This window comes from Streptomyces sp. C (genome assembly GCF_000158895.1).
GTDB lineage: Bacteria > Actinomycetota > Actinomycetes > Streptomycetales > Streptomycetaceae > Streptomyces > Streptomyces racemochromogenes.
Genome location: NZ_GG657750.1, coordinates 2,073,517 through 2,078,808, shown reverse-complemented (window position 1 = coordinate 2,078,808; position 5,292 = coordinate 2,073,517). Strand labels below are relative to the sequence as shown.

Genomic DNA, 5,292 nt, shown 5'->3' with positions numbered 1-5,292 from the left:
CGGCCCGGCCGGCCGGCCGACCGGCGGACCAGTGGGGATCACCCCGGTGGTGGCGGGGTGTGGAGCGAGTGCAGTGCTTCCATCGCCCGTCCTGCTTCGGCCATGACCCGGGAGACGAGTTCCGCACAGGACGGCAGGTCCTCGATCACCCCCGCGACCTGGCCCGATGCCATGACGCCGAGGTCCGTACGGCCCTCGACCATGGACGCCTTCAGGAGCATCGGGGTGTTCGCCGCCAGTAGGACCTGGCTCCAGGACAGGTCCTTTCCGTGCTTCATCGCCAGGCCGTCGCGCACCATCTGCGCCCAGGACAGGCCCGACAGCTTCCGGAAACCGGCCGCGTGCCGGACCGCCCGTGCCAGCGCCCCGGCCCGGCCCGACCGCTCCAGGGCGGCGACCAGCTCGGTGCGCAGCATCCGGTGCGGCAGCCCGTCGACGGCCGTGGTGACGGTGACGTCCTTGACCGTGGCCTTCAGGTACCGGGCCTTCACCGCGTCCGGGACGGTGGAATCGGAGGTCAGCAGGAAGCGGGTGCCCATCGCGATGCCCGCCGCCCCGTACGCCAGGGCCGCGACCAGGCCGCGGCCGTCGCTGAAGCCGCCCGCCGCGATCACCGGGATGTCCACCGCGTCGACCACCTGCGGCAGCAGCACCGTCGTGGCCACCTCACCGGTGTGCCCGCCGCCCTCGCCGCCCTGCACGACCACCGCGTCCGCGCCCCAGGCCGCGACCTTCTCGGCGTGCCGGCGCGCCCCGATCGAGGGGATCACCACCACCCCGGCGTCCTTCAGCCGGCCGATCAGCTCCTGCGACGGGGCGAGCGCGAACGAGGCCACCCGCACGCCCTCGTCGATGATCAGCCGCACCCGCTCGGCCGCGTCCCCGGCGTCCGCGCGCAGGTTCACCCCGAACGGCGCGTCCGTACGGGACCTGACCTCCTGGACCGCGGCCCTCAGCTGGTCCACGGTCATCGTCGCCGAGGCCAGGATCCCCAGGGCGCCCGCGTTCGCCGCCGCCGAGACCAGGCGCGGCCCGGCCACCCAGCCCATGCCCGTCTGCACGATCGGGTACCGGACGCCGACCAGCCTGGTGAGTGCCGTCTCCATCGCAGACTCCTCGCTCCTCCGCCGCCGCCTCGCCTCAGACCCGGACTTCCCGGTCCCGCAGGCCCCGGGGGTCGATCACCTCGCGGATCAGCCGCAGCTCCTCGGCGCTGGGCCCGCGCGTGTACGGGACCTCGTCCGCGACCGCCAGCTCGAATCCGGTCGCCGCGCGGACCTGCTCGACCGTGACGCCCGGGTGCAGGGAGACCAGGCGCATCGAGTGGTCCGGGCCGGTGAAGTCGAAGACCCCCAGGTCGCTGACCACCCGCGGCAGCCGGTGGAAGCGGGTCACCCCGGCCGCTTCCGCGCGGTCGTAACCCACCCCGCTGACCATGTCGACGCGCTCGACGAACACCCGGGGGGAATGCCGGGGGACCCAGTAGCTCACCGGGTTGTTCAGGGTGTTGACGGGCGCGCCGCGGACCCCGAGGAGCTGGCGGGAAGGCCGCTCCCAGTCGCCGATGCAGGAGATGTTCTGGTTGCCGTACCGGTCGATCTGGCTGGCGCCCATCATCACGTGCCGCCGCCCGCCGGTGACCATCGTCAGGTGGCGGCGGTACGGCAGCCAGCCCTCGGGCGTGCCGTCGAGGCCGACGAGCAGGGCCTCGCCGTCGGTGAGCAGCAGGTCGGGGGAGAAGGTGCGCTTGGCGAGCCGGGCCCCGAAGGAGGGGATCAGCCCCATCGGGCTGGCGAGGACCTCGCCGTTGTCGCGCCAGGCCTCGGCGCAGGCGATCACGCAGTACTCCGGTCGGGTGACGGCGGTCGCGGCGGTCGTGGCGGTCGCGGCGGTCAATTCTGCTCCTCGTGCCAGGTCCGGACGGCGGTCTGGTAGTCGTGCTCGCTGCCGCCGGCCAGGAAGCGGGCGGCGAACTCGGGCCAGGGGGTGGCGGCGTACAGCTTCTGGAAGGCCTCGTCGCGGTCGTAGTCGGGCGCGCAGGAGGTGAAGTGCGCGCCGTTCGGGGTCTCCGCGACGCCGGTGACGGAGTGCCGGCTGACCAGGAGGGACTGCGGGGGACCGGACTTGGCCAGCTCGGCGGTCTCCACGAGCTGTTCGCAGGAGACGTAGGCGGCGTCGGCGGCCTCGCAGAAGAGGTCGTCGAAGTAGGGGTCCGGGCCCAGGTACTGGGCGTTGCCGTGCCGGTCGGCGCGGTTGAGGTGGACCAGGGCCGCGTCCAGGCGCAGGGCGGGTACGGCGACGAACTCCTCGCCGTCGGCGTACGGGGAGGTGACGGTGCGCAGTCCGGGGTTGACCCGCATCACGTCGGAGCCGAGGCCGGCCCGGACGGGCATGAAGGGGAGCCGGTTCGCGGCGGCGTGCAGCCCCCACATGAACATGGCCTCGTCGTACTCGGTGAGGGCGATGGCCCCGCTCTCGCGGGCGGCGCGGAAGTTCGGCTCCAGGGCGATGGAGTCGAGGGTGGCGAAGGGGGCGACGAGTCTGCGGATCCGTCCGGCGGCGGCCAGCAGTCCGACGTCGGGGCCGCCGTACGAGACCACGGTGAGATCGGTGATCCGGGAGCGGAGCAGTGCCCGCACCAGGGCCATGGGCTTGCGCCGGGAGCCCCAGCCGCCGATGCCGATGGTCATTCCGCTGCTCAGCTGCCCGACCACCTCTTCGGGGGTCATCGTCTTGTCCGTCATGCGGTCCGTCCTTTGCCGAAGGTGTCGCGGACGCGGTCGGCGACCCCGCTGAGGTTGGCCTCGAAGGTGAAGCCCTGTTCGAAGCGGTAGCTGCGGCGCACGTCGACGGGGTCGATGCCGTTGATGGCCGCCTTGGCCAGGCGGATCAGGTAGCCGTCCTTCTTGGCGATCTCGGCCGCGAGTTCCAGGGCGGCGTCCCGCAGCCGTTCGGGCGGGACCACCTTCCAGACGGAGCCGTGCGCGTGGAGTTCGGCGGCGGTGGCGGTGCGCGAGGTGTAGTACAGGGCCCGCATCAGGTGCTGCGGGACGAGCCGGGCCAGGTGGGTGGCGGCCCCGAGGGCGCCCCGGTCGAGTTCCGGGAGCCCGAAGACGGCGTCCTCGCTCGCCACGATCGCGTCGGCGTTGCCGACCAGGCCGATGCCGCCGCCCAGGCAGAACCCGTTCACGGCGGCGACCACCGGCACCTCGCACTCGTAGACGGCGGCGAAGGCCTCGTAGCAGCCGCGGTTGGCGCCGATGAGGGCGCCGTGCCCGTTGTCGCGCTGCATCTCCTTGATGTCGACCCCGGCGTTGAAGCCCCGGCCCTCGGCGGCCAGGACCACGCAGCGGACCTCGGGGTCCCGGCCGGCGGCGCGCAGCGCGTCGGCGAGGTCGTACCAGCCCTGGACGGGGAGGGCGTTGACGGGCGGGAAGTCGGCTGTGACGAGTGCGATGCCCTTGGCCGGGCCGGAGGTGGAGACACCCATGAGCGGATCAGCTACCTTTCCACCAAACATTTGTTAGGTGCTTGCCAGGTGAGGAAGGTAGCAGCCGATGGAGCTCAATGGGAGGGTTGTCGTCGTCACCGGCGGAACCCGGGGGGTGGGCGCCGGGATCGCGCGCTCGTTCCTGACGGCCGGGGCGGAGGTCGTGGTCTGCGCCCGGCGGCCGCCGCGGGAGCCGGTGGCCGCGGCCGGCCGGCGGGCCGCCTTCACCGCCGTGGACCTGCGCGACGCGGCCTCCGTACGGGAGTTCTTCGACGCCGTCGGCGAGCGCCACGGGCGGCTCGACTGCCTGGTGAACAACGCCGGCGGGACCCCGTACCGGCTGCTGGGGGAGGGCGCTGCCGAGCGGCACGCCCGGGTCGTCGAGCTCAACCTGGTGGCCCCGATGACGGCTTCGCTCGCCGCGTACCCGTGGCTGCGCGAGAGCCGCGGCTCGGTCGTCATGGTCGGCAGCGTCAGCGGCACCCGCCCCTCGCCCGGGACGGCCGCCTACGGCGCGGCCAAGGCGGGCCTGGAGAACCTGGCCCGCTCGATGGCCGTGGAATGGGCGCCCGACGTACGCGTCAACTCGCTCGTCCTGGGCATGGTGCGGACCGAGCTGGCGCACCTGCACTACGGGGACGAGGCGGGCGTCGCGGCGGTCGGCGCCACCGTGCCGCTGGGGCGGCTGGCCGAGCCCTCGGAGGTGGGGGAGGCGGCGGTGTTCCTGGCCTCCGGCCGGGCGGGCTACGTGAGCGGCGCGAGCCTGCTGGTGCACGGCGGCGGGGAACGGCCGGCGTTCCTGGACGCGGCAACGGTCAACAAGGAGAGCTGAGGTGGACATGGGCATTGCGGACGGACGCGTGGTGATCGTGACGGGCGCGGGACGGGGACTGGGCCGGGCCCACGCCCTGGCCTTCGCGGCGGAGGGCGCGCGGGTGGTCGTCAACGACCTCGGGGTGGGCCTGGACGGCCGCCCCGGGCCCGACAGCCCGGCGTCGCTGGTCGTCGAGGAGATCCGGGCGCGCGGCGGCGAAGCGGTGGCGCACGGCGGGGACATAGCCTCCGAGGAGGGCGCGGCCTCGCTGGTGGACTGCGCCGTCTCGGCCTTCGGCGGCCTGGACACCCTGGTCAACAACGCCGGGTTCCTGCGGGACCGGATGCTGGTCAACCTCGGGGAGGCCGACTGGGACGCGGTGATGCGGGTGCACCTCAAGGGGCACTTCCTGCCGTTGCGGGCGGCGGCCGCGTGGTGGCGGGCCGAGGCGAAGGCCGGGCGGTCGCGGGCCGCCCGGGTGGTCAACACCTCCTCGGGGGCGGGACTGCTGGGCTCCGTCGGCCAGGGCAACTACAGCGCGGCCAAGGCGGGGATCCTCGGCCTGACGCTGGTGGCGGCGGCCGAGATGGACCGGTACGGGGTTCAGGTCAACGCGATCGCCCCGGCGGCGCGGACCCGGATGACGGAACGGACCTTCGCCGAGTCGATGGCCGCGCCGGAGGAAGGGGGCTTCGACGCGATGGCCCCGGAGAACGTGTCCCCGCTGGTGGTGTGGCTCGGCTCGGAGGAGTCGGCGGGGGTCACGGGGCGGGTGTTCGAGGTGGAGGGCGGCCGGATCACGGTGATGGAGGGCTGGCGCCCGGGTCCGACGGCGGACCGGGGCGCGCGGTGGACCCCGTCGGGGGCGGGCGCGGAGGTCACGAAACTGCTCGCGGAAAAAGGAGCCGCCGCAGCCGGTGTACGGGGCCCGGTAGCCCTGAGCTCGACCTGGTTTGCAGGCCCGGCCCCGGCCCGTCGGCGGGGCGGG

The 5,292-nt window shown here is 73.9% G+C and carries 4 protein-coding genes and 2 pseudogenes; 2 read left to right on the top strand and 4 right to left on the bottom strand.

Annotated elements, in window-relative coordinates; all coding sequences use genetic code 11:
• Nucleotides 1-38: 38 nt before the first annotated feature.
• From SSNG_RS09155 to SSNG_RS09140, 4 genes and pseudogenes are all read right to left on the bottom strand, one after another.
• Nucleotides 39-1,109: pseudogene (locus SSNG_RS09155) on the bottom strand (nitronate monooxygenase); the annotation flags it as partial.
• A gap of 31 nt (nucleotides 1,110-1,140) precedes the next feature.
• The gene (locus SSNG_RS09150; protein ID WP_007263534.1) at nucleotides 1,141-1,896 is read right to left on the bottom strand and encodes a CoA-transferase; all 756 of its coding nucleotides are present in this window, start codon (nucleotides 1,894-1,896) and stop codon (nucleotides 1,141-1,143) included.
• Nucleotides 1,893-2,744, bottom strand: coding sequence for a CoA-transferase (locus SSNG_RS09145; protein WP_007263533.1), 852 nt, complete (start codon nucleotides 2,742-2,744; stop codon nucleotides 1,893-1,895). The genes SSNG_RS09150 and SSNG_RS09145 overlap by 4 nt, the downstream gene beginning before the upstream one ends.
• A complete protein-coding gene (locus SSNG_RS09140) occupies nucleotides 2,741-3,490 on the bottom strand; it encodes an enoyl-CoA hydratase family protein (protein ID WP_042800781.1) in 750 nt (249 codons plus the stop codon). The genes SSNG_RS09145 and SSNG_RS09140 overlap by 4 nt, the downstream gene beginning before the upstream one ends.
• A 67-nt stretch (nucleotides 3,491-3,557) precedes the next feature.
• On the opposite strand from SSNG_RS09140, the gene SSNG_RS09135 reads away from it, so the two are divergent.
• On the top strand, nucleotides 3,558-4,322 hold the full coding sequence (locus SSNG_RS09135; RefSeq protein ID WP_007263531.1) for an SDR family oxidoreductase: 765 nt from the start codon (nucleotides 3,558-3,560) through the stop codon (nucleotides 4,320-4,322).
• A gap of 7 nt (nucleotides 4,323-4,329) precedes the next feature.
• Nucleotides 4,330-5,239, top strand: a pseudogene (locus SSNG_RS09130) (SDR family oxidoreductase).
• Nucleotides 5,240-5,292: the final 53 nt, after the last annotated feature.